The 23,720-nt window shown below is 57.7% G+C and carries 23 protein-coding genes; 13 read left to right on the plus strand and 10 right to left on the minus strand.

All coding sequences use genetic code 11. The annotated features are described in order from the left end of the window. Nucleotides 1-206: 206 nt before the first annotated feature. Nucleotides 207-1,250, plus strand: a complete 1,044-nt coding sequence (gene hemH, locus BUE15_RS00355) for a ferrochelatase (RefSeq protein WP_073280710.1) — start codon at nucleotides 207-209, stop codon at nucleotides 1,248-1,250. 81 nt (nucleotides 1,251-1,331) lie between these two features. Here the strand turns inward: hemH and BUE15_RS00360 are convergent, their stop codons facing one another. Both BUE15_RS00360 and BUE15_RS00365 read right to left on the minus strand, forming a co-directional pair. Beyond that, nucleotides 1,332-1,811: a PRC-barrel domain-containing protein gene (locus tag BUE15_RS00360; RefSeq protein ID WP_073280711.1), complete on the minus strand. Its 480-nt coding sequence runs from the start codon at nucleotides 1,809-1,811 to the stop codon at nucleotides 1,332-1,334. A 71-nt stretch (nucleotides 1,812-1,882) separates the two neighbouring features. Then, on the minus strand, nucleotides 1,883-2,536 hold the full coding sequence (locus BUE15_RS00365; RefSeq protein WP_073280712.1) for a hypothetical protein: 654 nt from the start codon (nucleotides 2,534-2,536) through the stop codon (nucleotides 1,883-1,885). A 147-nt stretch (nucleotides 2,537-2,683) separates the two neighbouring features. Here BUE15_RS00365 and BUE15_RS00370 point away from each other — a divergent pair, with 147 nt between their 5' ends. The 3 genes from BUE15_RS00370 to BUE15_RS00380 all read left to right on the plus strand — a co-directional run bounded on the left by BUE15_RS00370 (nucleotide 2,684) and on the right by BUE15_RS00380 (nucleotide 5,876). After that, nucleotides 2,684-3,670, plus strand: coding sequence for a DUF2157 domain-containing protein (locus BUE15_RS00370; protein WP_073280713.1), 987 nt, complete (start codon nucleotides 2,684-2,686; stop codon nucleotides 3,668-3,670). Beyond that, nucleotides 3,667-4,854: a hypothetical protein gene (locus BUE15_RS00375; RefSeq protein WP_073280714.1), complete on the plus strand. Its 1,188-nt coding sequence runs from the start codon at nucleotides 3,667-3,669 to the stop codon at nucleotides 4,852-4,854. Before BUE15_RS00370 ends, BUE15_RS00375 begins: the two co-directional genes overlap by 4 nt. Before the next feature lie 92 nt (nucleotides 4,855-4,946). After that, on the plus strand, nucleotides 4,947-5,876 hold the full coding sequence (locus tag BUE15_RS00380; protein WP_084548714.1) for a DUF389 domain-containing protein: 930 nt from the start codon (nucleotides 4,947-4,949) through the stop codon (nucleotides 5,874-5,876). A 63-nt stretch (nucleotides 5,877-5,939) separates the two neighbouring features. Here BUE15_RS00380 and BUE15_RS00385 read toward each other — a convergent pair whose 3' ends face one another. Both BUE15_RS00385 and glmM read right to left on the minus strand, forming a co-directional pair. After that, nucleotides 5,940-7,088 (minus strand): cysteine desulfurase family protein, encoded by a 1,149-nt coding sequence (locus BUE15_RS00385; RefSeq protein WP_073280716.1) that lies wholly within the window; start codon nucleotides 7,086-7,088, stop codon nucleotides 5,940-5,942. A gap of 103 nt (nucleotides 7,089-7,191) precedes the next feature. Beyond that, on the minus strand, nucleotides 7,192-8,586 hold the full coding sequence (glmM, locus tag BUE15_RS00390) for a phosphoglucosamine mutase (protein ID WP_073280717.1): 1,395 nt from the start codon (nucleotides 8,584-8,586) through the stop codon (nucleotides 7,192-7,194). Nucleotides 8,587-8,754: 168 nt separating this feature from the next. Here glmM and mazG point away from each other — a divergent pair, with 168 nt between their 5' ends. The 9 genes from mazG (at nucleotide 8,755) to BUE15_RS00435 (ending at nucleotide 16,919) form a co-directional block, all read left to right on the plus strand. Beyond that, nucleotides 8,755-9,594: a nucleoside triphosphate pyrophosphohydrolase gene (mazG, locus tag BUE15_RS00395; RefSeq protein ID WP_073280718.1), complete on the plus strand. Its 840-nt coding sequence runs from the start codon at nucleotides 8,755-8,757 to the stop codon at nucleotides 9,592-9,594. A gap of 258 nt (nucleotides 9,595-9,852) precedes the next feature. Continuing rightward, nucleotides 9,853-10,722, plus strand: a complete 870-nt coding sequence (locus tag BUE15_RS00400) for a MotA/TolQ/ExbB proton channel family protein (protein WP_073280719.1) — start codon at nucleotides 9,853-9,855, stop codon at nucleotides 10,720-10,722. A gap of 65 nt (nucleotides 10,723-10,787) precedes the next feature. Next, nucleotides 10,788-11,411, plus strand: coding sequence for an ExbD/TolR family protein (locus BUE15_RS00405; RefSeq protein WP_073280720.1), 624 nt, complete (start codon nucleotides 10,788-10,790; stop codon nucleotides 11,409-11,411). Between the two features lie 76 nt (nucleotides 11,412-11,487). Next, the gene (locus BUE15_RS00410; RefSeq protein WP_317614834.1) at nucleotides 11,488-11,949 is read left to right on the plus strand and encodes an ExbD/TolR family protein; all 462 of its coding nucleotides are present in this window, start codon (nucleotides 11,488-11,490) and stop codon (nucleotides 11,947-11,949) included. Continuing rightward, on the plus strand, nucleotides 11,946-12,776 hold the full coding sequence (locus BUE15_RS00415) for an energy transducer TonB (protein ID WP_244535837.1): 831 nt from the start codon (nucleotides 11,946-11,948) through the stop codon (nucleotides 12,774-12,776). Before BUE15_RS00410 ends, BUE15_RS00415 begins: the two co-directional genes overlap by 4 nt. A 213-nt stretch (nucleotides 12,777-12,989) precedes the next feature. Continuing rightward, nucleotides 12,990-13,823 carry an energy transducer TonB gene (locus BUE15_RS00420; RefSeq protein ID WP_073280723.1) on the plus strand — a complete coding sequence of 278 codons (834 nt, stop codon included), beginning with the start codon at nucleotides 12,990-12,992 and terminating at the stop codon, nucleotides 13,821-13,823. Nucleotides 13,824-14,044: 221 nt separating this feature from the next. Next, the gene (locus BUE15_RS00425) at nucleotides 14,045-14,308 is read left to right on the plus strand and encodes a hypothetical protein (RefSeq protein WP_073280724.1); all 264 of its coding nucleotides are present in this window, start codon (nucleotides 14,045-14,047) and stop codon (nucleotides 14,306-14,308) included. After that, a complete protein-coding gene (locus BUE15_RS00430) occupies nucleotides 14,289-15,260 on the plus strand; it encodes a PstS family phosphate ABC transporter substrate-binding protein (RefSeq protein ID WP_073280725.1) in 972 nt (323 codons plus the stop codon). The genes BUE15_RS00425 and BUE15_RS00430 overlap by 20 nt, the downstream gene beginning before the upstream one ends. Before the next feature lie 48 nt (nucleotides 15,261-15,308). Further along, nucleotides 15,309-16,919 carry a tetratricopeptide repeat protein gene (locus tag BUE15_RS00435; RefSeq protein WP_170865159.1) on the plus strand — a complete coding sequence of 537 codons (1,611 nt, stop codon included), beginning with the start codon at nucleotides 15,309-15,311 and terminating at the stop codon, nucleotides 16,917-16,919. Between the two features lie 80 nt (nucleotides 16,920-16,999). On the opposite strand, the gene BUE15_RS00440 is transcribed toward BUE15_RS00435, so the two are convergent. The 6 genes from BUE15_RS00440 to porG form a co-directional block, all read right to left on the minus strand. After that, nucleotides 17,000-18,067: an RluA family pseudouridine synthase gene (locus BUE15_RS00440; RefSeq protein WP_073280727.1), complete on the minus strand. Its 1,068-nt coding sequence runs from the start codon at nucleotides 18,065-18,067 to the stop codon at nucleotides 17,000-17,002. A gap of 101 nt (nucleotides 18,068-18,168) precedes the next feature. Continuing rightward, nucleotides 18,169-18,828, minus strand: a complete 660-nt coding sequence (locus BUE15_RS00445) for an OmpH/Skp family outer membrane protein (RefSeq protein WP_244535838.1) — start codon at nucleotides 18,826-18,828, stop codon at nucleotides 18,169-18,171. Nucleotides 18,829-18,864: 36 nt separating this feature from the next. Next, entirely contained in the window at nucleotides 18,865-19,542 is a 678-nt protein-coding gene (locus BUE15_RS00450; RefSeq protein WP_073280728.1) for an OmpH/Skp family outer membrane protein, read from the minus strand. Nucleotides 19,543-19,580: 38 nt separating this feature from the next. After that, nucleotides 19,581-22,100 carry an outer membrane protein assembly factor BamA gene (bamA, locus tag BUE15_RS00455; protein WP_084548716.1) on the minus strand — a complete coding sequence of 840 codons (2,520 nt, stop codon included), beginning with the start codon at nucleotides 22,098-22,100 and terminating at the stop codon, nucleotides 19,581-19,583. A 15-nt stretch (nucleotides 22,101-22,115) separates the two neighbouring features. After that, nucleotides 22,116-22,862, minus strand: a complete 747-nt coding sequence (locus BUE15_RS00460; RefSeq protein ID WP_073280730.1) for an isoprenyl transferase — start codon at nucleotides 22,860-22,862, stop codon at nucleotides 22,116-22,118. Between the two features lie 70 nt (nucleotides 22,863-22,932). Beyond that, nucleotides 22,933-23,697 (minus strand): type IX secretion system protein PorG, encoded by a 765-nt coding sequence (gene porG, locus BUE15_RS00465; protein ID WP_073280731.1) that lies wholly within the window; start codon nucleotides 23,695-23,697, stop codon nucleotides 22,933-22,935. Nucleotides 23,698-23,720: the final 23 nt, after the last annotated feature.

The raw sequence follows: 23,720 nt of genomic DNA on the forward strand, positions 1-23,720 counted from the left end.
GCCTGCAAAGGTACGGGTTTTCGCGCGCCCGACCATCGGGGCGGCAAACATCAGCCGGTGGAAGATTGTCTGTACCCCAACTGAAAGATGAGATACATCAGGTTTTAGTTCGCGCATGGATGTGCGACCTTTGCAGCTCACAACCCGGAGGATACTCTCTTTCTTCACCGTTCTGCCGTGCCGGCTCTGTTCCGGCGCTATCCTTTATGCCTACTTCTGCTCCTACCAACGGCCGCATTGGCGTTCTGCTCGTGAACCTCGGCACGCCCGACTCGCCCCAGACCGGCGACGTGCGCCGCTACCTCAACGAGTTTCTTACCGATGCCCGCGTGATTGACATGCCGGCGGCCATCCGCTACCCGCTGTTTCAGGGGCTGGTGGTACCGCTACGCGCGCCCAAGTCGGCCAAGATTTATCAGCAGCTCTGGACGGAGCGCGGCTCGCCGCTGCTCTACCACGGCCTGGATCTGCAGAAGCTGGTGCAGGAGAAGCTGGGCAAAGACTACCTGGTGGCCTTCGGGATGCGCTACCAGAAACCCAGCATCGAAAGCGCCCTGCAGGAGCTGCGCGACGCGGCCGTGGACCGGATTATCGTGCTGCCGCTGTTTCCGCAGTACGCGGCGGCCAGCACGGGCTCGGTGCAGGAAAAGGTAATGGACCTGGTGAGCAAGTGGTGGGTGGTGCCCAGCATTTCCTTCATCAGCACGTTCGTGGAAGACCCCGGCTTTATTGGCACGTTTGCCACGCTGGGCAAGGAAGAAATGGCCAAGCACGACTACGACCATGTGGTGTTCAGCTACCACGGTATTCCGGAGCGGCACGTGCTGAAGGGCAGCCACAAAAACTACTGCAAGCTGGGCACCTGCTGCGCCAGCTACAACAAAAACAACCGCTACTGCTACCGTGCCCAGTGCTTCGAAACGTCGCGGCAGCTGGGTAAGGCGCTGGGCCTGCAGCCGGAGCAGTACACCACCACGTTCCAGAGCCGCCTGCAAAGCCGCCTTCGCGACCCATGGCTGCAGCCCTACACCGACGAGGTTATCAAGGAAATGCCGGCCAAGGGCATCAAGAGCGTGCTGGCTTTCTCCCCCGCCTTCGTGGCCGACTGCCTGGAAACCACGATTGAGGTGGGCGAGGAATTCAAGGAAATGTTTGAGGAAGCCGGCGGGCAGCACTGGCAGCTGGTGCCCAGCCTGAATTCGCACCCGCAATGGGTGCAGGCCGTAGCCGATATGATTCGGCGGAACTAAGAACTTAGCCCGCGCACCTAGCTAAACAGAAAAGGCCCTCCTGCTTCCGCACGGGGGCCTTTTCTGTTTATAGTGCATCAGCTACACCTCACGGCGGCGGAAGCTGGCGGGCAGCCCGGCGGGGCGACGGGTATGGTAGAAATGCTGCTCATCGAAGGAAGGCTGCTCGTAGAACGGGCCCGTGAAGTGCTCCGGCAACTCCAGCCGCAACGCCCGAAGCATAGCTTCTTCGTATTCGCGGGTAATCTGGAACTCCTGATACGGCGGGTAGTCCAGCACCGAGTCCAGCGTGAGCGAAGGCACAAACAGGTTGTCGCCGTCATCGTCCAGCGCAGCTACCCCAATGGGAATCAAGATGTGCCGCTCCCGGTCGTTGATATGCAGGCTGGCGTCCAGCTCTACATCCAGGTAGCGTACTTTCAGCGTTTCCTCTTCTACTATCAGCTCCGTGACTTCACCAAACGGGCGGCCGTCGCCGCCACGTACCGTCCAGCCCCGCACATCGGGGTTGCCGTCGGCTACTTCGTAGTCGGTTAGGTCGCGCAGGCGGCGCAGGTGCATACCTTGGGCAGAAGGAATGGGCGTTGGTTCCACGGCAGAATGGGGTTAGGGCTATACAGTACCGGTTTCTTCTACGAAGCCGGCTCACTCAGCGTACGCACTATTTCGGCAGCGCGGGTGAAAAACTCCTGCATCTGCTGCTGGTCGGCGGCCGTTTCGGTGCGGCCTGAGAGCTGCGTAGCCCGGCTTACCAGCTCCGCCACAGACGGTTCCAGCGCCGGATAGCGTTTCTGCTGCATGGCCTGCATGAGGCCGGCCGCCGCCACCAACCCGGGCCGTACGCTGGTATTGGGCTCCGAGAGGCGGGCTGTGGCGCTGGTCAGGCCGTCGCGCTTTTCGCTGACAGACGCGTCGCGCAGGTCGTCGCGGTCAGCTAGGTCCACCAGGGCGGAAGTCAGTAGCCGGAGTCCTTCGCGCGGGTAGGTGGGCTCTGCTGGGCTGGTTTTGGCAAAGGCGGCCAGCACTTCCGGCGTCACGGGCGCGGCTTCCGAGGCCATATTGTTTACGCCTTCGTTGGCAGGTGCCGGGCCGGTTTCGGCACCGGTAGTAGAATCGGGAGCCACGCGGGTAGCTTCTTCCACGGCGGCAGGGGGCGTCATATCGGCTGGCTGATCATCGTGGCGGAGCAGGTACCAGGCGGCAGCGCCTACCACCGCCAGCACCAGCAGAATCAGGAGCCAGGGGCTGGGGGAGCTTTTCTTACGTTGAATGTTGATGTCGGCCATACGGGAGAGGAACAGGGTTGGGCAATCCATACGAAAGCCGGCCAAAATACGATACGCCCACGGGCCCTACCTCACCCGTGCCGCGCTACTATCATCAGCAAACTGCTATGTTTAGCGCAGCTACCAGCCACCTCACCTACCCTGCTTATGCACTCCGACCAGCTACTTGCCGACCTGCAGGCCCGCGGCCTGCTGCCCCCCGAACAGGCGGCGGCTATTGCACAGCACGAACGGGCGCGGCCTTTTTCGCTGCATCAGGAGCTGCGGGCGGCCCTGTATCTGGGCATCACGCTGCTCACGGGCGGGCTGGGCGTGTTGCTTTATCAGCACCTCGACGAAATCGGGCACGGCGTCATTATTGGCGGCATGGCGCTGCTGATGCTGGCCAGTTTCGGATATGTGGCGCGGCACCGGCAGCCGTTCACATGGGGGCAGGCCGCCGCGCCCAGCTTCGTGCCCGATTACGCGCTGCTGCTCGGCTGCCTGCTGTTTCTGGCCCTGGAAACCTACCTGCAGGTGCAGTACAACGTGTTTGGCAGCCGCTATGGCCTGGCGACCATACTGCCGGGCGTGCTGTTTTTCGGGCTGGCGTATCGCTTCGACCACCGGGGCGTGCTGGCGATGGGCATTACGGCCCTGGCCTCGTGGGTGGGCGTGAGCATTGCCCCGGTTTCGGCCTTCACCGACAACAACTTTTTCACCACGCGCCTCGGTGGCATGGCGGTACTGCTGGGCCTGGCGCTGACCGGTGTGGGGCTGCATGCGGACCTCAGCCGCCGCAAGCCGCACTTTGCCTTCACCTACATTTCGCTCGGCTCCAATCTGGCACTGCTGGCCGCCACAGCCGCTTTGTTCGACTTCTATCCGCAGCCATTTCTGCCCAAAGTTGTGATGGTGCCCCTGATTCTGGCGCTGAGCGCGGCGTTGATGTGGTACGCGCGCCGAACCAAGTCGTACTTGTTCCTGCTGATGGGCGTGCTGTATGGCTACCTCACCGCGTCGTATCTGTTTTTCCGGCTACTGTCCAAAGCTGGCGAAGCGGCAGTGCTTATCGTCATGCTGTACCTGATGCTCTCGGCCGTGGGCATCATTTTGCTGTTCGTCAACGGCAAGAAATTTCTGCGACGCACATGAACTGGAAAGCCTACAACCCTGCCTGGCCCCTGCACGAAGCCATGCATGCCGCCGCGTCTCGCTGGCGCCGCCGGAGCCTGCTTACGCCGGAGCAGCAATTGGCCATCCAGGCGGCCTACCCGCTCGATTTCTACCGGCCGGGGCTGTTTCTGCGCATCGGGCTGTTCATTTTTGCCTGCATCGGAGCGTGTGGTGGCGCGGGCTTTTTTGCGCTGCTCACCGAGCTGGACCACTTCCGAACCGTGGCTATGCTGGGCGGCTTCGGGACACTGGCGGCGCTGGAGTTCTTTATCCGCAGCTCCCGCCTCTACCACGCCGGCGCCGACCAGGCCCTGCTCTACATTGCGCTGGGCTGGTTTTCGGTGGTGCTGGCCGATGTGGTGCAGGATGCGGTGCCGTATTCGTCGCGCTACGATTCTTCGCTGGGCAGCAGCTACCTGTTTCTGATCCTGGGGCCGCTGTTTCTGCTGTTTCTGGCTGCTACCATCCGCTACGCCGACCGGCTGGTGGCCGCTGGTACATATCTGCTGCTGCTACTCCTGCTGGCTAACTGGCTGCTGCAGGTTCCGGCGGGCCGGCTGGTGCTGCCGTTTGTACTGATGCTGGCCTCCGCGGCAGCCTACTGGCTGGTGAAGCGGCTGAGCCAGCGTCCTGACTATCTGTATTACCGCCGCTGCCTGATGCTGCTGCAGGCCCTGGCGCTGGCTACGTTTTACCTGGCCGGCAACTACTACGTCGTGCGGGAAGGCAATGCCCAGCTTAGCGGCCAGCACGTTTCTGCGCAGATTCCGTTTGCGCTGCTGTTTTACCTGTTTACTGCAGTCATTCCGCTTGTGTACATTGCCATAGGCTTGCGCCGCCCCAGCCGGATCTGGCTGCTGACGGGACTGGCTGCCGCCGCTTTTTCGTTGTTCACGCTGCGCTACTACCGGTCCATTATGCCACCGGAAATAGCGGCTGTATTGGCCGGGGCCGTGCTGCTGGCCCTGGCCGCCTGGGCTGCGCGCTACCTGCGCCCCGCTCGCCATGGCCTTACTTCCCTCCCCGACAACGACTACCCCTCCCACTTCAACCTGGAGGCATTGGTGGTAGCCCAGACAACGACGGTGCCGCAGGCCCCGGCACTTGGCTTCGAGTTTGGGGGCGGCCACTCCGGCGGTGGCGGCGCCGATGGAAACTACTAAGGCAACGCGCCCACAAAATTTCGGGCACCGAACTGCTGCTGTAACTGCTCCCCTTCTGTTTAGCGTATGTACTTACACACATACGCCGCCTTATGCATCGCAGCCTCGAACTCACTGTTCCACCCACCGTCACTGAAAGCCTCTGCCAACAGCTTGTTGAGTTAGACGATGTCATCAGCGTGAGCGTGCTGCCGGGCGCCTCCCGCAAGCCACCGGGCGATATTACTACGGTGCAGGTACTCAACCGCGGGGCCGATGAGGTGCTGCGCCGCGCCGGAGCAGCCGTTCCGAAACCGGAGGATTTATGGGTATCGACTACGGAGCTGAGCAGCATTATTGCGCCGGCGGAAGGCGAAAAAATCCTCAACGACAAGGACGAAGCCATTTGGGAGGAAGTAGAGGCCGGCTTGCGCCATCAGGGCCGCCCTACCCCCAACTATGTGGCCCTGATGGCCCTTGGCGGCATCATGGCAGCAGTCGGGCTGGTATCGGAGCCGGTGCCGCAGGCGGTGGCGTTTATTGCGTCCAGCATCATTGCTCCGGGCTTCGAGCCTATTGCGGCCCTGCCAATGGGCGTGGTGCTGAAACGCTGGCACGTGGTATGGCGCGGCCTTCGCTCCACTCTCATTGGGTACTTTCTTTTCATCCTGACGGCGGGCCTCACGATGTGGCTACTGGTAGCCAGCGGCGAAAGCTCAGCAACTGAACTGATGGCCAATCCGGAAGTGCATAGCATTTCGCAGCCCACCCTCAAAAGCCTGCTGGTTTCGGCTTGCGGGGCCGCGGCCGGCATTGTGATTATTGCGGCCTACCGGCGCAGTGTAATTGCTGGCGCCCTCATTGCCCTCATCCTGATGCCGGCAGCCGCCCTCATTGGGGCCGGGGTTGCAGTCGGTATATCCAGTCTGGCAGTGGAGGGCCTCATTCGTTTTGGCATTGATGTAGCCTTTGTGCTGGTGCTCGGATTTATTATTTTCTACAGCAAACAGAAGATTCTGCACCGCCGTCGGCCTCTGGAATAAGACATAAAAAAGCCGCCTGCGCTACGGTAGCACAGGCGGCTTTTTCGAATGAATGGCGCACTGTTATACTTTCAATGGCTCTTTGCGGAACATTTTAGCGAGCTGCTCCACGGCGTAGTCTACTTCTTCCACGGTGTTGTATTTGCTCATGGAGAAGCGGATGGTGCCCCGGTCAGGGTCGGCGCCCAGGGCCTGCAGCACGTGCGAGCCGGCCTGTGCGCCGCTGGTACACGCCGAGCCACCAGACACCGATATATGATTGATGTCGAGGTTGAAAAGCAGCATTTCATTCATAGATGAGGGCGGCAGGCTTACGCTCAGAACCGTGTAGAGGCTGTGCTCAGCCTCCGCCGACGTTCCATTGAACTGCACGTCCTCTATTTCGGCCCGCAGCCGCTCAATAAACCGGTCTTTCAGCCCCTGAATATGACGCTGGTGCGCGGCCATGTCGCGGTAAGCAATTTCCAGCGCCTTGGCCAGCCCCACAATGCCGTATACGTTTTCGGTGCCGGCCCGCTGGTTGCGTTCCTGGGAGCCGCCATGAATCAGCGCTTCCAGGTTCTGGCCCGAGCGGCGGTACAGGAACCCTACTCCTTTCGGGCCGTGAAATTTGTGCGCCGAGCCCACCAGAAAGTGCGTTTTCAGAGCCTGCACATCGTGCTTGTAGTGCCCCATCGTCTGCACCGTGTCGGTGTGGAACACGGCATCATGGCGGGCGCAGATTTCGCCGATGGCCGCAATGTCGTTCAGGTTCCCGATTTCGTTGTTGGCGTGCATCAAACTCACGAAGGTGCGCGGGTTCATAGCCAGCAATTCCTCCAGATGTGCCAGATCCAGGCGGCCCTGCGCATCGTGGCGGAGGTAGCTGAGTTGGGCGTCGCCGCACTTTTCCAGCGCCTGCGTGGTGTGCAGCACTGCGTGGTGCTCCAGCCGCGACGTAATCATGTGCTTCAGCCCCAGCGTCCGCACACTCCCGAAAGCGGCGTAGTTGTCGGCTTCGGTGCCGCACGAGGTAAACACGATTTCCGCCGGCGCCGCATTAATCAGGTGCGCAATGCTTTTGCGTGCATTCTCGATAGCCGCCCGCACCTGCCGGCCATGCCCATGAATACTGCTCGGGTTGCCGAAATGGTCCCGCATAAAAGGCAGCATAGCATCCAGCACTTCGGGGTCCAGGGGCGTGGTGGCGGCATTATCGAAGTAAACGGTCATGGGTGGCAACGTAAGTTGTGGGTGGCAACGGCCACAAAAATAAAGGATTCCGGCGGGGTAGCCGGAATCCTTCTTTCGCAGGGCAAAATTGCAGTGACCAGCCTTAGCTCTTCACCGAAATAATTTCCTTGATATCGGCAATGATTTTGTTGGCCAGATGGTCAGCCGTAGCATTCGAGTCCGATTCGGCATAAATCCGGATGATGGGCTCCGTATTCGACTTGCGCAGGTGCACCCACTCCTTGTCGAACTCGATTTTCACGCCATCAATCGTGTTGACGGGCTGCTTGGCGTAGCGCTGCTGCATCTGCTCCAGCACCTGGTCGGTGTTGATTTCCGGCGTCAGCTCAATCTTATTCTTCGAGATGAAGTAGTTGGGATACGAGGCCCGCAACTGGGTCATGCTGAGGCCGGTTTTGGCCAGATGGCTCAGAAACAGCGCAATGCCCACTAGTGAGTCGCGGCCGTAGTGCAGCTCCGGATAAATGATGCCGCCGTTGCCTTCGCCGCCAATTACGGCGTTGGTTTCCTTCATTTTGGTCACCACGTTCACCTCGCCCACGGCCGCTGCCGCATAGTGGCCACCGTGCTTTTCGGTTACGTCGCGCAGCGCGCGGGTGCTGCTCAGGTTGCTGACGGTGTTGCCACCGCCATTCTGCTGCAGCACGTAGTCGGCCACGGCCACCAGCGTGTATTCCTCGCCGAACATGGTGCCGTCTTCGTTCACCAGCGCCAGGCGGTCCACGTCGGGGTCCACCACAATACCGAGGTCGAACGAGCCTTTCTCGAGGACGTGGGCAATGTCGCGCAGGTTTTCGGGCAGCGGCTCGGGGTTGTGCGCAAAGTCGCCGGTCGGCTCACAGAACAGCTTCTCAATCACCTCCACGCCCAACTGCTCCAGCAGCATCGGCACGGCAAAACCGCCCGTGGAATTCACCGCATCCACCACCACCCGGAAGTTTTTGGCCTTGATAGCGGCCTTATCAACCAGCGGCAGCGCCAGAATGGTGTTGATGTGCTCCTGCAGGAACGTGTCGTCGGTGCTGTACTGGCCCAGCTTGGTCACGGGCGCGAAGTCGAAGGCTTCCGAGTCGCCGAGGGCCAGCACTTTCTTGCCTTCCTCATCCGAAATGAACTCGCCTTTGTCGTTGAGCAGCTTCAGCGCGTTCCACTGCTTGGGGTTGTGCGAGGCCGTGAGAATGATGCCGCCACCCGCTTTTTTCGCGGGCACCGCCATTTCCACGGTCGGCGTGGTGCTCAGGCCCAGGTCTACCACGTCGATGCCCAGGCCCTGCAGCGTAGCAGTTACCAGCCGGCTCACCATCTCGCCCGAAATGCGCGCATCACGCCCGATGACGATGGTATTGTTCTGGGTGGTAGTGAGGACCCACGTGCCAAAAGCCGCGGCGTATTTTACAATGTCAATGGGGGTCAGGCCGTCGCCGGCGGCGCCGCCAATGGTACCCCGGATGCCCGAAATGGATTTAATCAGTGCCACAAGCCAAGTCTGTTTATTTGAATGGGGCAAAAGTAGAGAAACGCCCCTGCTTTCGCTATGCATGTAGTAGTTCGGGACGCCCTGCCGCTGGGCTTACCGTCCTGCCTGCGGGCCGCCGTCCGTCGCGCCTAACGGAAAGGTGTGGCGCGGCGTTGTATCTTTGAAATAATGGACTACAACACCCCCGACCGCCGCCCTGCCCAACTGGAAGCTTTCGGCCGCCTGCTTGATGTGCTGGAGCGCCTGCGCGCCGAGTGCCCCTGGGACCGGAAACAGACCCTGGAAAGCCTGCGCCACCTCACCATCGAGGAAACCTACGAACTCAGCGACGCCATCATCCGCAACGACCTGCCGGACGTGAAGAAAGAACTGGGTGACGTGTTTCTGCACCTGATCTTCTACGCCAAAATAGCCTCCGAAACCGGCCAGTTCGATATTGCGGACGTGCTGAACGCGCAGTGCGAGAAGCTCATTTTCCGGCACCCGCACATCTATGGCAACGTGCATGCCGATACGGAAGAAGAGGTAAAGCGCAACTGGGAGCAACTGAAACTGCAGGAAAAAGGCAACACCTCCGTGCTTGGCGGCGTACCTACCTCGCTACCTGCCCTTGTGAAGGCCATGCGCATTCAGGAGAAGGCGCGTGGTGCGGGCTTCGACTGGGAGCGGCCGGAGCAGGTGTGGGAAAAGGTACAGGAGGAGTTGGGGGAATTCAAAGCAGAATTTGCGCACGCCGATCCGGCTACCATCAACCAGGAGCGGGCCGCCGCCGAGTTTGGCGACCTGCTGTTCTCGCTGATCAACTTCGCCCGCCACGCCGGCATCAACCCCGAAGAAGCGCTGGAACGGACCAATCGTAAGTTTATTCACCGTTTTCAATATCTGGAAACCGAAGCCAACCGGGCCGGCCACCAGCTCCGCGACCTGACTCTGGCGCAGATGGACGTGTATTGGGAGCAGGCCAAAAAGCAAATACTCACCGCGCAGCCTGCCACACCCAAGAAATAGCCTTTTTTCGGGGCCCTACCCGTTCTAAAGCGTTTAAACCCCGATTTCATTTGGCGACACTGCGTTTTTTTAATTAGGTTTGCCATTAGGATAGTCTGAATTTCGAATGGGCCCCGCACACGAGCAGACCCACGTATTTGCCTCGGCAAGGCGTGCGGGTGAGCGGGGCACTGCTGTCTTATAGGCTTTCTCAAGTTCACTTACCCATTTCAACACCAGTTTACCTTTCACCACCATCTCCCTTAACACTCCGGAACAATGGAACAAAAGAATGCCCTTAACAAGAACGTGCGGCCTACCGCTCCGGCCACACAAGGTGAGGCAAAAGGCGGCTCCGCATTTGCTGCCATCGTTATTCCGCTGGCTTTCCTTGTCAGCGTTGCCATCTACATGTTTGTGTTGGGCAATTCGGGCAACTTCGTAGGTGGCAACAACGCCAACGCAGCACTCCCCGGCAACTACCTCGGCATTGTATACAAGGGTGGCGTTATCGTACCCGTCCTGATGTCGCTTTTCCTGATGGTACTGATCTTCGCTATTGAGCGTCTACTCACCATCAGCAAAGCCAAAGGCACCAAGAGCATCGAAAGCTTCGTGCGCACCATCCGTCAGAAGCTGAACGTGAACGACATCACCGGTGCTATTGCCGCCTGCGACCAGCAGAAAGGCTCGGTAGCCAACGTAGTGAAGTCGGGCCTGATCAAGTATCAGGAAATGGCTCGTGAGCGTGGCATGGACAAAGACCAGAAGATCCTCGCCATCCAGAAGGAAATCGAAGAGTCGACGGCTCTGGAGCTGCCCATGCTGGAGAAAAACCTGGTTATCATCTCGACCATTGCTTCGGTTTCGACGCTGGTAGGTCTGCTCGGTACGGTATTCGGTATGATCAAGGCCTTCTCGGCACTTGCCCAGGCTGGTACTCCTGACGCAGTAGCTCTGGCAGAAGGTATTTCGGAAGCTCTGATCAACACGGCTATCGGTATTGCCGGCTCGGCTCTGGCCATCATCGCCTACAACTACTTCACCAGCAAAATTGACGAGCTGACCTACAGCATCGACGAAGCCGGCTTTAGCATTATTCAGACCTTCGCCTCGCAGCACGGCGAAAAGGAAACTTACACGGCCTAAGTTGCGGTTGTCGCAATACGGAAGCTATAAGTTTCGTTTTCTGAATACTCTAATCCGCCCAGCACATGCCTAAAGTAAAGCCCCATAGAACGAATCCTTCGCTGGACATGACTCCAATGGTGGATTTGGCCTTCCTGCTGGTAACGTTCTTCATGCTCACCACCAAGTTTGCGGCCGAGGAAGTGGTAGTAGTAGATACTCCTTCTTCTACCTCGGACATCAAACTGCCGGAAAGCAACATTATTCGGCTGCTTATCGACAAAGACAAGCGTGTTTTCTTCGGCTTCGAGAGCGACAAGGCCAAGCCCTTGCTGCTTGAGAAAATGGCCGCCAAATACGGTGTCACCTTCGACGCGAAGCAGCAGAAGAACTTTGCCAACCTGAACTCCTTTGGCGTACCGGTGCAGCAGCTTGGCGCTTTGCTGAGCCTGAACACCGAGCAGCGCAAAAAGGTGAATCAGCCGGGCATTCCTATCGACTCGCTCAATAACCAGATTATTGATTGGGTGATGGAAGCCCGCAAAGCCAACCAGGAAGCCATTGCCAAGCCGACGTTTATCGCCATCAAAGGCGACAACAACGCCGACGTAGCGACGGTGAAGAAGGTAATCCAGATTCTGCAGGACAAGAACATCAACCGTTTCAACCTCATCACCGACCTGGAAAACAAGCCGGTGGTGTCACGCTAATCCTCGCTAAGCCATGGCAGAAATACAACAGAACTCCGGCGGGGGTGGAAAAGGCGGGAAGAAGCGGGCTAAGAAAATGTCGACTCGTATCGACATGACCCCAATGGTGGACTTGGCCTTTCTGCTCCTCACCTTCTTCATCCTGACCGCCTCGTTCAACAAGCCGAACGTGATGCAGCTCACGATGCCGGTGAAGGAAAAGAACCCCGAAGAGCAGAGTGAGCTCAAAGCTTCGGACGCCTTCACCATCGTTATGAGTGAGAATGACAAGCTGTACTACTACGAAGGCCTGCTGGCAGCCGATGTGAAACCTGAACTGAAGGTTTCCGACTACTCTGCCGATGGTATTCGGAAAGTACTGCTGGAGCGTCAGCGTCGGAACCCCAAAACGGTGGTTCTGATCAAGCCCTCCGACAAGTCCAACTACAAAAACATGGTGGACATCCTCGACGAAATGAACATCACCAACCAGAGCAAGTACGCCATGGTAGATGTTTCGAAAGATGATGAAGACCTCATAAAATCTTCCGGGCTATGATGGATAACACCCAAATAGCGCGGGCGAGTCTCAACGACATCGTCTTCGAGGGCCGGAACAAAGCCTACGGAGCCTATGTGTTGCGCCGCTTGTACAACAAGCACGTCACGCGCGCCCTTCTCATCGCCGTTGCCGTCTTCGCCCTGTTGGTGAGCTTTCCGCTGATTGCGCGGATCTTTCGCGACGAAAAGGTGGTGGAAGAGGACAAGATGCTGAAGGAAAACGTCCTGATGGATGCCCCTCCACTGGACCAAACCAAGCCACCACCACCACCGCCGCCACCTCAGGCGCCGCCACCACCGCCACCCAAGCTCTCTACTATCAAGTTCACGCCTCCCGTCGTTAAGAAAGACGAGGAAGTGAGAAAAGTAGAGGAAATTCCGGATCAGAAGGAACTGGAAGACAAAGTGGTTTCTACCGTGACGGTAAAGGGCAACACCGACAACCCAATCGACTTGAATGGTTTGGAAGCTGGTGAAGGCAATAAAGTGGTAGAGGAAGTAGTAGAGCAGAAGGTTTACCAGTACGTGGAGCAAATGCCCGTATTCCCTGGTGGACAGGAAGCCCTGCTGCAGTACATTGCCAAGAACATCAAATACCCTGCGCTGGCTCTCCGCAACCAGGTAGAAGGCAAGGTGTTCATTGCTTTCGTAGTTGGTCCTGATGGCCAGGTATCGGACGTGAAAACCCAGAAGGGTATTGGTGCTGGTTGCGACGAAGAAGCTATGCGGGTTATCAAAAACCTGCCGCGCTTCGCTCCCGGCAAACAGAACGGCCGCGCTGTTAGCGTATCGTACACTGTACCGGTGACCTTCGCCATCAAGTAAGATACCAGAGTTTCGCTCTTCTTAAAATCCCGCATCTGGCTTCGGCCGGATTCGGGATTTTTTGTTGCTAAATTATTTATACGGTTTGCATACTATATAGAAATACAGGCCCGTTATACCGATGAAAGCCAGGCGGTGTGACTGTGATTGAGGCGAATGGGCCGGGCTTGGGAATAGCTGTGTGTATCCGTTTCACCTTAGCCCATATTTCCCATGAAAACCCTCGATTTGCGCACCGCCACCCTCGACGACATGGTCTTCGAGGGGCGAAACAAAGCCTACGGCGCCTTCCTGCTGCGCCGCCTCTATCACCAGCACCTGGCACGCGCGTCGGCTATGGGTATTGCGCTGAGCCTGCTGTTGCTGTGTGCCCCGCTGTTGCTTGACCGGCTGTTTCCCCGCATGATAGAAGCAGCGCCCTTACTGCCTGACCTTCCCCGGGTAATTGAGCCGATGAAGCCACCCGTTTTCGAGCCGACGAAACCAGCAGAACCAGCCGGCGCGGTGCAGCCCATCATCCGGCCGCCGGTAGCTGAGGTGCCCACCCGGGTAGTGAAGGATAATCTGGCGAAGCCTGAAATTGCCAAGCCCGACATTGTTGACATCGGGCCGGTTGTTGACGTGGATGCCTCCACCGGTTCCGTGGGCAAGCCCGGCACCGACGTTGGCACCGGCGTAGGCACGGGCAAAGGCAGCGCTGACTCGGGCACCGCCAAAACGGCTTCTCCACCGGCGCCTTTCATCACGGCGGAAGTAATGCCGCAGTTTGTGGGCGGCAATGAGGCGCTGGTGCGCTACATGCAGAAGAACCTGAAATACCCATCGTTGGCCCTGCGCAACAATATCGAGGGCAAGGTTTTCATCTCCTTCACGGTGCAGGCCGATGGCTCTATTGCCGATGTGCAGGTGCTGAAGGGACTGGGGTTCGGCACAGACGAAGAAGCCGTTCGGGTGGTGAAGAATATGCCCTCCTGGGTGCCCGGGCAGCAGAACAAACGGTCGGTGGCGGTGCGCTACAACATGCCCATTACGTTTCGCTACGATTAATTTGCTCCTGCAGCCAAGCGCCTGATGCTCATGCTGCCCAGCCAGCTGGCCCATGGGTAGCGAAACGCCGGAAAGTCAAAAATCGGCCGGTTCAGCTTGAACCGGCCGATTTTTGACTTTTTTTGTGGCAATAACTACCGGCCCATTTCGTTGAGGCGAACCAGCACAGGGAAATTTCGTGTTATAGTTGTAACAAGCTTTTTCGCGCTGAATCAACCACCATGTACAACCGTCCCACCACTGAAGAGCGCCTGAACCAGACGTCTCCCAAAACGCTGATGCGTTACTTCCTTATCCTGATGACCGTCGTGTACATGATATTGGGAGTATGTTTGTGGGTAGCTCCTATTCCGCTCGACATTACGCCGAATACCCGCCGGATTCTGGGAGGCGTATTCGTACTATACGGAATCATTAGATTTGTCCGCATCTACCGGGAACATTTCCAGAACTCTTCCTCCAGGCATGACCGTACCATTCGCTAACCTGCGCCGCCCGGCCCTTCTGCTGGCCCTGCCTGCCCTGTTGCTGGCCAGCTGCAACCGCAATCCGGAGGCCAACAACGGCCCGGACGACGACACGCCTACCAGCGGCCGCATCAAGATCAGTGTGGACGAAACGTTTGCTCCTATCTTAAAGTCGCAGGTAGACACGTTTCAGCAGTTGTACACTCTAGCGCACATAGACGCTGAATACAAGGCTGAGGAGTACGTAGCTGAGGATTTGATGAGCGGTAAGGTTCGCGCCATTGTAATGGCCCGCCCCCTGACGGCCCCCGAAAAGGCCAAGCTGGAAAAGCAACTGCTTATCCCGCGTACTACGCACATTGCTACCGATGGCCTGGCCATCATTCTGCACCCTTCCAACCCCGATTCTCTGCTGACGCTGGCACAGCTGAAAGCCATTTTCACGGGCCAGAATGCGGAGTGGAAGCAGGTGAGCAGCACCAATAAGCTGGGCACGGTAGATGTGGTTTTCGACGCCAACCGCTCCAGCACCACCCGCTACGTGCAGGACTCCATTACGCGTGGTGTGCCCCTGACGAAGCGGGTTTATGCCGCCAAATCGAACCCGGCACTGCTGGATTACGTTGCAACTCATCCTAATGCCATTGGGATAGTAGGTGCCAACTGGATAAGCGACCGGGATGATGCGGCCGTACAGCGCTTCCTGAAGCGTGTTACGATTGCAAGCATCAGCAAATCAGCGAATCCTGCTTCTCCTGATGACTATCTGCAACCGTACCAGGCTTACCTTGCCTTGAAAACGTATCCTCTGCGCCGTGACGTCTATATCATCAGCCGTGAAGGGCGCGCCGGTCTTGGCACCGGTTTTGCATCCTTTGTAGCAGGTACCAAAGGCCAGCTCATCGTCCTGAAATCGGGCCTGATGCCGGCCACTGGCCAAACCCGTATCGTAACTACTTCCAAGAAGTAGGATACGGCTTCTTTTCCACAACACCCCATTTTCCAACTTCCAATGCTCATGAACTTCAAGCCCTGGAATCTTTCGTTCCTCGTTGCCTTGTCGGTTTCCGGCTCTGCCGCCTTCGCCCAGACGCCCCAGAAGTCCATCGAACTGGAGCGCTACAGCGAAGCTCGCGCCGCGCTGCTCCGTCAAGGATCCTCGCCCGAAGCATCCTTTGAACTGGGCCGTCTGTATCAGATGCGCGATATGCCGGACTCAGCTGCTTTCTACTTCAACCGCATTGCCCTCAACCCCAAAGACCCCATGACGATGGTGGCAGCCGGCCGTGCTGCTCTGGCGCAGGGCAAAGCAGCTGAGGCGCAGGTGCAGTTCGACAATGCCGTGAAAGCCAGCAAGAGCAAAGACCCCAAAGTGTACACGATGATTGCGCAGGCCTACGCCGAGTCGGATCTGAAGGACGCTTCGAAAGGCCTTTCTTACGTAGAAGCTGCCCATAAGCTCAATAAGAACAAAGACGATGCAGCTCTGATGATTGCCCGCGGCGACATCTACGCTAAGTCTGAAAACGGTGGCGGCGAAGCTATGAACAGCTACGAGCGCGCGCTGATGGCAGACCCCAAGAACGCGCTGGCCAGCTACCGTAAAGGGGAGCTGAACGTTCGTTCGCGCAACTACAACGATGCCCGCACGGCTTTCGAGCAGGCTATTGCTGCTGATGCCAACTATGCTCCTGCCTACAATGCCCTTGCCGAAACCTACTTCTACGCCGGCAAGTACGACGAGGCTCTGTCGACGTTCCAGAAGTACCAGGGTGTAGCTGAGAAGTCGCCCGGCACGGATGCCAAGTATGCTTCGTTTCTGTTTCTGACCAAGAAATATCCCGAAGCACTGGTGGAAATAGACAAGGTACTGGCCCGCGACCCGCAGAACGTGACCATGAACCGTCTGAAGGCGTACTCGCTGTTCGAAACCAACAAGAACACAGAAGCTGTGACGGCCATGGAATCGTACATGAAGCTGCAGCCGGCGGACAAGCTCATCACCGAAGACTACGTGTACTACGGTAAGATGCTCTCCAAAGCTGGCCGCGCAGATGAAGGCACTGCCGCCATCCAGAAGGCTATAGCCGCTGACCCCAAGAAAGCTGCTGAGCTGCAGAATGAACTGGCGCAGAGCTACATGCTGGCTAAAAACTACCCGGCTGCCATCAAGGCCTACCAGGCCAAGATGAAGGCTGATGCTACGCCGGAACTGACCGACCAGATCCGTCTGGCCGTGGCATACGGTGGCAACAAGCAGTACGACAAGGCTGATAGCCTCTACAACGCTGTACTGGTAGCCCGCCCGACCTACGTTCCTGGCTACCTGATGCGTGCCAAGGCGAACTACTACATGGATCCGGATTCCAAGCAGGGTCTGGCCAAGCCACACTACGAGAAGTACATCGAAATGGCAAAGGCTGATCCTTCGAAGTACAAAGACGGTCTGGTAGAGGCCAACAGCTACCTCGGCTACTACTACTACCAGAAGGGCGACAAGACGGCCGCAGCTCCTTACTACAAGGAAGTGCTGGCCCTCGATCCGACCAACGAAAGTGCCAACTCGGTTATCAACTCGATGAAAGCACCTGCCAAGGCTCCTGCCAAAACGGCTGCCAAGAAGAAGTAACCTGGTTATTCTTCCGCCAACAAAAAGGCCCGCTACACAAGTAGCGGGCCTTTTTGTTGGTATGCACCAAGGCGTGATACCTAGGTAGCATACTGCTCCCAGTGAGCCAGAACAGCCGCGAAATCCGCAGGCAGCTCCGCCTCGAACTGCATCGTTTCGCTGGAGTTGGGATGCACGAAGCCCAGAGACTTGGCATGTAGCGCCTGGCGGGGCATCAGCTCGAAGGCTTTTTCCACGAAAGCCTTGTAGGCGCCGGTACGCTGGCCATACAGCACCTTGTTGCCGCCGTAGGTAGCATCAGAGAACAGCGGATGGCCAATGTGCTTCATGTGTACCCGGATCTGGTGCGTGCGGCCGGTTTCGAGGTTGCACTGCACCAAGGCCACATGCCCAAACGTGCGCAGCACCTTATAGTGCGTAACAGCGTGCTTGCCTTGGTCGCCTTCGGGAAACACGGCCTGTACCTTCCGGTCTTTCAGGCTCCGCCCGATGTTGCTGCGAATAGTGCCCTGCGTCTCTTTGGGAATCCCCCACACCAACGCCAGATAGGTGCGCTCAATGGTATGGTGGAAAAACTGCTGCGACAAATGCGTCATAGCCCACTCGGTCTTGCCGATTACCAGCAGGCCGGACGTATCCTTATCTATGCGGTGTACCAGTCCCGGGCGGATTTCGCCGTTGCGGCCCGTTGGCAGGTTGTTGAGGTGATGGGCCAGGCCATTGACCAGCGTCCCGTTCCAGTTGCCGAAAGCCGGATGCACCACCATTCCGGCGGGCTTATTCACGAGCAACAGCGCCTCATCCTCGTAGCGGATATCGAGGTGCATAGGCTCGGGCAGCACCTTGAACTCGCGCGGCGGCTCCGGCAGCGTGATGGTAATGACGTCGCCGGGCTTCACGCGGTAGTTCGACTTCACTGCCCGCTCGTTTACCTGCACCGCCTGCGCTTCAATGGCAGTCTGAATTTTGGTGCGCGAAACATTGGGCAGCCGGTTCAGCAGAAACTTGTCGAGGCGCAGCAGTTCCTGCCGACGGTCGGCCTGAATGCGGTGATGCTCGTACAGTTCGTCGCCTTCGTCCGCGTCGTCCTCATCGGGCAATGCGTATGGAGCGGACAGGTCTTCTTCATGCGGGTCGGCGGAGGTCATAGGGAGGGCAGTTAGCAGGCTCAGCAGAGCGCTTCTACAAACAAGAAAGCCGGAGCACAGGGCTCCGGCTTCGTTGCCGAATGATAAGGGCTTAGAAAGCCTTATTTCTTCGTTTTGGTTTTCGTTTTGGTGTTAGCAGCCGGCGTGGCTGGGGTAGCAGCTTTTGGGGCGGCCGTAGGAGCAGCCGGAGCGGCACCCGGAGTTACGCCCATTTTCTTCAGAATCAGGTCCGAAATGTCGCCATCCTTGGGGCCGTGCAGTAGCACGGGGCTGGCGCCATCCGAGTTCAGCACATAGGTGTAGCCGTTTTCGTCAGCCACCTGGTCGATGGTTTTCTGCAGCTTGTCCAGCGCAGGCTTCAGCAGCGTCTGCTGCTTCTGCTGCAGGCTTTGGTCGGCGCTACGCTGAAACTCCTGGATGGATTGCTGCATAGTAGTCAGCTCCTTCTCCTTGTCCGTGCGTACTGCTTCTGCCATCGTAGCAGCACCTTGCTGGTAGGTTGCCGCTTTGGTCTGGTACTCCTGGTATTTGCTCTTGAGCTGGTTCTCCAGCTGCGTGCTGAAGGCTTTCAGGTCAGATTCAATCTGCTTGCTTTCGGGCATCTGGCTCAGCACGTACTCCACGCTGGTATAACCGATTTTCAGGGGGCCGCTGGTGGTGGTGCTTGCCGTAGTAGGAGCCTGCGCCAGGGCAGCCGTTGCCGAAGTGAAAGTGAGGGCGGCCGCAGCCAATGCAACGCGGAACATGTTCATGGTAGTCATCAAAAGGGAACGTCAGAGGAAGTTAGTAGTGCAAAGTTAGTTTTTTCGGCCAGCCGGGCGGGTAGTACGCGAAGCGGGAGCAGTGGCCCCCTTCTCGTTGTCAACATCGGCCTCGTCGCCGGCGGCGGGCGTTTTGGGTGTCGCCACGGTTTTCACGCTACCTTTCTGCGCCGTCTGGTTGCGGTCTTCGGTTGCCAGGCCCAGCTCTTCCATCACAAACTCCGTGTAGTCGTGCACGGGGTTGGTGTAAAGCATGGTCAGGTCACCGGACTTATCGAACACAATGGCCAGCTGCTTTTTCTTGGCCACTTTTTCAATGGCCTCAAACACCTGGTCCTGCACCGGCTTGGTCAGTTCCTGCCGCTTCTTAAACAGCTGGCCTTCGTAGCCGAAAATCTTGTTCTGGTAGGTTTTGATGTCCTGCTCCTTCTTCAGGATTTCGTCCTGCCGCTTCTTTTTCATCGGCTCGGTCAGCAATACTTCCTCCGCCTGATAGGTGCGGTAGAGCTTGTCGAGGTCCTTTTTCTGCGCCTCAATTTCCTTCTGCCAGTTCGTCGACAAGGTATTGAGCTCGGTTTGGGCCTGCGCGTAAGCAGGCATCTTGCCCATCAGAAACTCAGAGTCTACGTACCCGAACTTCTGAGCTGAGGCCGAGGAGTTGGCAGCGAACAGGAGCACCAGCGAAGTGGCCAGCGTGGAAAGCAGTTTTTTCATGAGTGCAAAAACATAAAGCTGGCCCGCCGCCGCGTAGGTTAGCGAATCTGCTGGCCGATGATGAAGTGAAACTGGTTGCGGTCCTGGGTAGCCTGGGTGCTGCTCGTGCGAGGAACAGTATCGAAGGCCCGGCCGTAGTCGAAGCCTAGCAAACCAAATGCCGACATGAAGACACGGGCGCCAAAACCAACCGAACGGTACAATTTATAGGGGTTGTAGTCGGTGTAATTGTTGAAGGCATTGCCCGCCTCCGCAAAGCTCAGAACATAAACTGTGGCCGCTGGGTTCAGCGACACCGGGTAACGCAGTTCCATCACATACTTATTGTAGGCAACCCCGCCGCTGGCGCCCGAGCGGGCCGTTGGCAGCGCGTTCGGGTCATTCGGATCGGAGTAGCCGCGCAGACCGATGTATTCGGTACCTACCAGGAAATTGCCGCCGCCGCCGGCCGCCAAGCCAGAGCCACCCAGCTTAAACCGCTCGAACGGACCGATAGAACGGGAGCTGTTGTAGGTGCCGATGAAGCCAAAGTGTGCCCGCGTGTTCAGCACCAGTTTGCCCACAATAGGCGTAAACCACGAGGCGTCGAACATCCACTTGTGGAATTCCACCCACTCGTTCACGTTCGGGTGAGAGCCGCTGAACACGGAGTAAGGCGGAGTCAGGTTCACGCTCATGGCCAGCGACGAGCCCCGGCGCGTGTACGTCGGGTTGTCGATGCTATTGCGGGAGAGAGTGGTGTTGAGCGTGATGTTGTTGGCGTTGCCGTTGCTGAAACCCTGGAAATACGGGTAGTTCTTCAGCTTGTACTGGCTCACCGACAACGAGTTGCTCAGCGTGAAATAGTCATCGGGCCAGCGCAGGCGGCGGCCCAGGCTGATAGCAGCGCTGTTTACCTTAATCGACTGCTCCGAGCTGGCATCGAAGCTCGTTCCGACGCGCTGAATGCTCTTGTTGAGGCTGAACGACAACGAATTGGGCTTGCGGCCACCCAGCCACGGCTCCGTGAAGGAGAACGAGTAGGCTTGGTACTGCAGTCCGTTGGCCTGCACATTCAGGGCCAGGCGCTGGCCGTCGCCGGCGGGCACGGGCGTCCAGTTCCGGAAGTCGCCGGCTTTGCGCAGGGAGAAGTTGTTGAACACCAAACCCACCGTACCGATGAAACCGGCATAGCCACCCCAGCCGCCCGAAAGCGTAATCTGGTCGGAAGGCTTCTCTACTACGGTATAGTTGATGTCTACGGTGCCGTCGGCCTGGTTGGGAACGGGGTTGATGCCTACTTTCTCCGGGTCGAAGTAGCCCAGCGTGGCAATTTCGCGCTGGGAACGAATCAGCAGCTCACGGTTGAACTTGTCGCCGGGCAGCGTCCGCAGCTCCCGCCGCAACACGTGGTCGGAAGTCTTGGTGTTGCCGGCAATGTTGATATCCTTAACGCGAGCCTGCACGCCTTCCGTAATGCGCATCTCAATATCAATCGAGTCGCCATCTACCTTGGTTTCTACCGGGTCAATGGAGAAGAACAGGTAGCCGTCGTTCATATAGAGCGACGTAATGTCCTGGCCCGTGGGGTTGTAGTTCAGGCGCTTATCCAGCGTTTCCTTGCTGTACACGCTGCCCTCCTTGATGCCCAGCACCGAAGCCAGGGTCTTGTCGTCGTAGAGGTAGTTGCCGGCCCAGCTGATGTTGCGGAAGTAATACTTCGGCCCTTCGTCCACCGTAATGCGCAGTGCCAGCGCATCGCCGTTGCGCACCAGCGTATCCGACACAATTACAGCGTCGCGGTACCCTTCAGCATTGTAGAATTCGACGAGCTTTTTCTTATCTTCTTCAAATTCAGCGCGCTGGAACTTGCCGGAATTCAGGATTTTAGGAAACTTCTTCTCCTTGGTTTTCTTGAATTTGCCTTTCAGCTTGCTGTCCTTGTAAGACTCGTTGCCTTCGAAGGCAATGTCCTTAATCCGGATTTTGCCGCCCTTGTCTACGTTGATCTTCAGAACAACACTGTTCGACAGGCTGGAGTCAGGCAGCTGCGTGATGTTCACCTTGGCATCCAGAAAGCCCTTGTTGGTGTAGAACTTGCGCACCTGCGTCCGGGTGTTGCTCAGCAAAGCATCCGTTACCACCTTGCCCCGGATCAGCTTGATTTTCTTCTCGAGGTCCTGCGCCTGGCCCTTGCTGATGCCCGTAAACTCGAACTTCGACAGGCGCGGACGCTCTTTCAGGTTGAAATCCAGAAAAATACGATTCCCTTCCGTACGGGAAATGGACACGCTTACGTCGCCCAGGATTCCCTGGTCCCACAGCTTGCGAATGGCCTTGCCGATTTCCTCACCAGGTATTGATATAGGGTCGCCAATCCGCAGGCCGGTCAGGCCAATCAGCGTATTTGTATCCAGATAGCGGGCACCACTAACCGTAATACCGCCTAACTCATAGCGTTTTGGCTCCTCAGCGGCCGCGGCCGGAGCGGTTTGCGCCATGCCAGCCAACGGAAACCCGAGCCCAAGCGTAAATACTACGGCCGCAACCCGGCCCATCGTATGCAAAGAAGAATTCATTCTGTCGTTGAAACCTTACGAAACGGTTAGCTGCTCACTTGTCTTCCCAAAACGCCGCTCCCGGCGCTGATAGGCCTTTACTGCTTCCTCAAAGTGAGTGCGCCGGAAATCAGGCCACAGCAGGTCAGTTATATATAGCTCGGTATACGCTAGCTGCCAAAGCAAAAAATTACTGATGCGCTGCTCCCCGCTGGTACGAATCAGCAACTCGGGGTCGGGCATGCCGGCAGTAGTCAGATACTGGGCAACCGTGCTTTCCTGCACCTCTTCCGGCCGGAGCTTACCAGCGGCCGCATCGGCCGCCATACGCCGGGCGGCCTGGGTCAGGTCCCAGCGGCCACTGTAGCTCAGCGCCAGCACCAGTGTCATGCGGTTGCCGTCTTTGGTCAGCTCCATAGCTTCCGCCAACTCGCGTTGGCACGACGCCGGCAGGCTTTCCGTCTGACCGATAGCCTGCAGTCGGATGCTGTTTTTGAGCAGCGTAGGCGTTTCCTGCCGGATGGTGTGCACGAGCAGCTGCATCAGGGCCATTACCTCATGCGCCGGCCTCGACCAGTTTTCGGTGGAAAACGCATAGAGCGTCAGATAGCGCACGCCTAACTCGGCAGCAGCTTCCACCGTTTCGCGCACGGCCGTAATGGCACTCTGATGCCCGAAGATGCGGAGGCCGCCCTTCTGCTTGGCCCAACGTCCGTTGCCGTCCATTATTACGGCAACGTGGGCAGGAATATTCTGGGGGTCTATTTCGGACCGAACGGCCATTGGTACTTTTTGCGTAAAGAGGCCGCAAGTTACGCAAATGGTTGCATTCGTCCCCCTTCTACAAAAGCTTCTAACGCAACAGCTTCGGGTTGTCCTTGTACTGCGGAGGGCAGTTGATTTTATAGAAGGTATAGGAAATACTTATCCCGTTATAGAAGTACCAGTCCTGGTCGTGGCGGTTGCCTGCCAGATCCATCTGGCCCCTTGTTTGGCCATCAATATGATCCAGCTTGTCTGTGAAGGCTTTGCGCGCTCCTGCTTCCAGGCCCAGGTTCCAGTGCGTAGACAGAGCGTACTTGAAGCCAAACCCAGCCGGCACTGCCAGTCCTAACATGCTGCCGCTCTGGTTGAGAGAAGGCAGCGCGGCATTATCGGTGGCGGTGGTGGTATTAGCCAAAAACCCGGCTAAGCCAATAAAAACATAAGGCGTGAAATGGACCTTGGCTTTTCGGTAGTGGTAGTTGAAGAAGTTATATTCGACTATGGCCGAGGCTTCGTACAGGCTGCCCTTCATATTCGCCTGCCGATAGGAATTCAGCGGCGCTGGCTGGCCATTGACGCCATTCACGTTGCTGTCGGCGGCCCGTAGCAGCCCGGCCGTGAAGCCACCTCGCAGCGTAATGGGCGCCGAAATATCCTTGCGGTAAAAGGCCGTCAGAGCGGGCCGGTTGTTCTTGAACTGGTAGCCCGGCGACAGTTCGCCTTTGTAGTTGAGGCCACCCAGCCCCACGCCTATTTCACTGGTGTATTGCGCAAGGGCCGACTGAGCAAAAAAAACACTCCCTGCCTGCACGGAGCAGACAAGGAGTGTTTTGAAGATATTCTCTTTGGTCATCTGACTGGCTGTAGGTGATACTA

It is taken from the genome of Hymenobacter psychrotolerans DSM 18569 (genome assembly GCF_900142395.1).
GTDB lineage: Bacteria > Bacteroidota > Bacteroidia > Cytophagales > Hymenobacteraceae > Hymenobacter > Hymenobacter psychrotolerans.